Genomic DNA, 3,658 nt, shown 5'->3' with positions numbered 1-3,658 from the left:
CAGGCCGCCCGCAGACCCCGGAACACCGGCCCGTAGCCATAGCCGCTGTCCGCCAACGCGTCGTAGAAACCGTCCAACGGCACCACCGACGCACCGGCCGGCGGCCAGACCGCCAGCTCGAAGTCCGGCGCGTCCGGCTGCGCGGTCAAGCTCCCGACCGCGTGGCAGACCCACGGAGCCGCGTCACTGCCGTCCGGTCGGGCGTGGACCTCCACCCGGCTGTCGCCGTCCTCGCCCGGGGCCGCCACGCGGACCTGGATCTGTACGCCGCCGCGCTCGGGAAGCGGCAACGGGGCCTGGAGCACCAGCTCTTCCAGCACCGGGCGGTCGACCTGCGCGCCCGCCCGCAGCGCCATGTCGACGAAGGCGGTACCCGGTACCAGCACCTGGCCCCGGACCGCGTGGTCCGCCAACCACGGGTGCGTGGACAGCGACAGTCGTCCGGTCATCAACAGACCGTCGTCCCCGGCCAGTTGCACCGTCGCACCGAGCAGCGGATGACCGGCCGGCAGCTGTCCGACCGAACCGACGTCACCCGTCCTGGCGGCCGGGCGCGGCCAGTACCGCTCCCGCTGGAACGCGTACGTCGGCAGGTCCACCCGGCGGCCGCCCGGCAGGATCACCGGCCAGTCCACCTCGGCGCCGACCGTCCACAACCGGGCCGGCACGGACAGCGCGGTCTCGACCTCGGCCCGGTCGCGACGCAGCACCGGCGCGAACACGGCGTCCGCCACCGACTGCCCGGCCAGCCCGCACAACACGGCGTCGGGGCCCAGTTCGACGAACCGGGTCACGCCGTGGTCGTTGAGGGTGTCGACGCCGTCGGCGAAGCGGACCGCCTCGCGGACCTGGCGCACCCAGTAGTCCGGGGTGGACAGCAGGCCGGGCCCGGCGACCGCTCCGGTCAGGTTGGAGACGACCGGAACGCGCGGCTCGGCGAAGCTCAACCCCTCCAGCACCGTGCCGAATTCGGCCAGCATCGGCTCCATCAGCACCGAGTGGAAGGCATGCGACACCGTCAGCCGACGCGTCCGACGCCCTTCGGCCGCCCACCGCCCGGCCAGCTCCTCCATGACCTCCGCCGCCCCCGACACCACCACCGACGCCGGACCGTTGACCGCCGCGACATCCAGCCGGTCACCGATCGCCGCGATGACCTCGGCCTCGGACGCCTCCAGCGCCAGCATCGCCCCACCGACCGGCAACGCCTGCATCAGCCGGCCCCGCGCCGCCACCAACACACACGCGTCCGCCAGCGAGAACACCCCCGCGCAGTGCGCCGCCACCACCTCACCGATCGAATGACCCAACAGGAAATCCGGCCTCACACCCCAGGATTCGAGCAACCGGAACGACGCCACCTCCAGCGCGAACAACCCCGCCTGCGCCCACACGGTTTGGTCCAGGTCGGCGCCCTCGAACACCACGTCCCTGACCGGCCGGTCCAGCAGCAGGTCCAACTCCGCGCAGACCGCGTCGAAGGCGTCCGCGAACACCGGGAACGCCTCGTAGAGCCCGCGCCCCATCCCGGCCCGCTGCGCGCCCTGGCCCGTGAACAGGAACGCCGTCCGACCCGCCGCCACCTCACCGGAGACGACACCCTGGGCGGCCCGTCCCTCGGCCAGCGCCGCCAGTCCTTCGCCCAGGGCCGCCGCCGAGTCACCGACCGCCACCGCCCGGTGCTCCAGCGCGGCCCGGCTGACGGCCAGGGCGTGCCCGGCGGCCGGCAGGTCGGGCCCGGTGGTCAGGAAGTCGCGCAGCCGCTCCGCCTGGCCCCGCAGCCCCGCCGGGGTCTTCGCGGACACCGGCCAGAGCACCGTCCCCGCGCCCCGCACCGGTTCCGGCGCGGGCGTCGGGTCGCCCTGCTCCAGGATCACGTGCGCGTTCGTCCCGCTGATCCCGAAGGAGGACACGCCCGCCCGGCGCGGCCGGTCGAGCGCGGGCCACGGCCGGGCCTCGGTCAGCAGGTGCACCGCACCCGTCGACCAGTCCACGTGCGGGGTCCGGTCGTCCACGTGCAGGGTGCGCGGCATCAGGCCGTGGCGCATCGCCTGCACCATCTTGATCACCCCGGCGACGCCCGCCGCCGACTGGGTGTGGCCGATGTTCGACTTGATCGACCCGAGCCACAGCGGCCGGTCCGCCGGCCGGTCCTGACCGTAGGTGGCCAGCAGGGCCTGCGCCTCGATCGGGTCACCCAACGGGGTCCCGGTGCCGTGCGCCTCCACCACGTCCACCTCGGACGGGGACAGTCGCGCGGTGGCCAGGGCCTGCCGGATCACCCGCTCCTGCGACGGGCCGTTCGGCGCCGTCAGACCGTTCGACGCACCGTCCTGGTTGACCGCGCTGCCGCGGATCACCGCCAGGACCTCGTGCCCGTCCCGGCGGGCGTCGGAGAGCCGCTGGAGCACGAGTACGCCCACGCCCTCGGACCAGACGGTGCCGTCGGCCGCCGCCGAGAACGCCTTGCAGCGCCCGTCCGAGGCCAGCCCGTCCTGGCGATCGAACTCGGCGAACACCCCCGGGGTCGACATCACGGTCACCCCGCCGGTCAGCGCCATCGCGCACTCGCCGCGCTGGAGCGCCTGGATCGCCCAGTGCATGGCCACCAGCGACGAGGAGCACGCCGTGTCGACGGTGACCGCCGGCCCCTCCAGGCCGAACACGTACGACACCCGGCCGGAGAGCACGCTGGTGGCGGCCCCCGTCATCAGGTGGCCCTCCGCCTCCGGCAGGTCCATGCCCGCGCCGTAGCCGAAGGCCGAGGCGCCGACCAGCACGCCGGTGGCCGAGCGGTGCATGGACAGCGGGTCCAGGCCGGCGGACTCGAAGGCCTCCCAGGACGCCTCCAGCAGCAGCCGCTGCTGCGGGTCCATCGCCAGCGCCTCGCGCGGCGAGATCCCGAACAGCCCCGCGTCGAACTCGGCCGCGTCGTGCAGGAAGCCACCGCGCGGCGTGTAGGTGGCGTCGGCGACCTCGATCTCCCAGCCGCGGTCGGCCGGGAAGGCCGTCACACCGTCGTGGCCCTCGGCCAGCAGCCGCCACAGCTGCTCGGGGTCGTTCGCGCCGCCGGGGAACCGGCAGCTCATCCCGACGATCGCGATGGGTTCGCCGGTGTCCACGGCCGCCCCAACGGCCGGAGCGGCGGGGGCGGCGCGCTCGAACAGCACCTCGTCCAGGTGCTCGGCCAGCACCGTCGGCGTCGGATAGTCGAAGACCAGCGTCACCGGCAGCCGCAGCCCGGTGACGGCGTTCAGCGCGTTGCGCAGCTCCACCGCGGTCAGCGAGTCGAACCCGAGGTCCCGGAACGCGTGCCTGGCCCCGACGGCGTCCGCGGCGGCGTGGCCGAGGACCGTGGCGGCACTGGCACGGACGAGGTCCAGCAGGTGCGCCCGGCGCTCCTCGGCCGGCAGCGTCCGCAGCCGGGCCGGCAGTCCGGACTCCCCGCCCGCGCCCCGGTCGGCGGCGCGGCGGGCCGACGGACGGATCATGCCCCGCAGCAGCGGCGGCACCACGTGCGTGGAGACCGCCTGCGCGGCGGCCAGGTCCAGGACCATCGGCAACAGGTGGGGGACGGGCAGGGTGATCGCCCGGTCGAACAACGCCAGCGCCCGCTCGGTCGGCAACCCCGCACCCGCCCGCGCCGCCGCCAGATGAC

At 74.8% G+C, this 3,658-nt stretch carries 1 protein-coding gene; it reads right to left on the bottom strand.

The genetic code is table 11. The features are described 5' to 3' along the window. The coding region (locus tag ACIQTO_RS38085; protein WP_402398253.1) for a beta-ketoacyl synthase N-terminal-like domain-containing protein at window positions 1-3,658 on the bottom strand (3,658 nt) is incomplete at both ends.

Origin of the sequence: Kitasatospora sp. NPDC091207 (assembly GCF_044768625.1) — a bacterium.
In the GTDB taxonomy this organism is placed as follows: Bacteria; Actinomycetota; Actinomycetes; order Streptomycetales; family Streptomycetaceae; genus Kitasatospora.
Note: the sequence above shows the minus strand (reverse complement) of the source record. Positions and strands in the feature narration are given on the sequence as shown.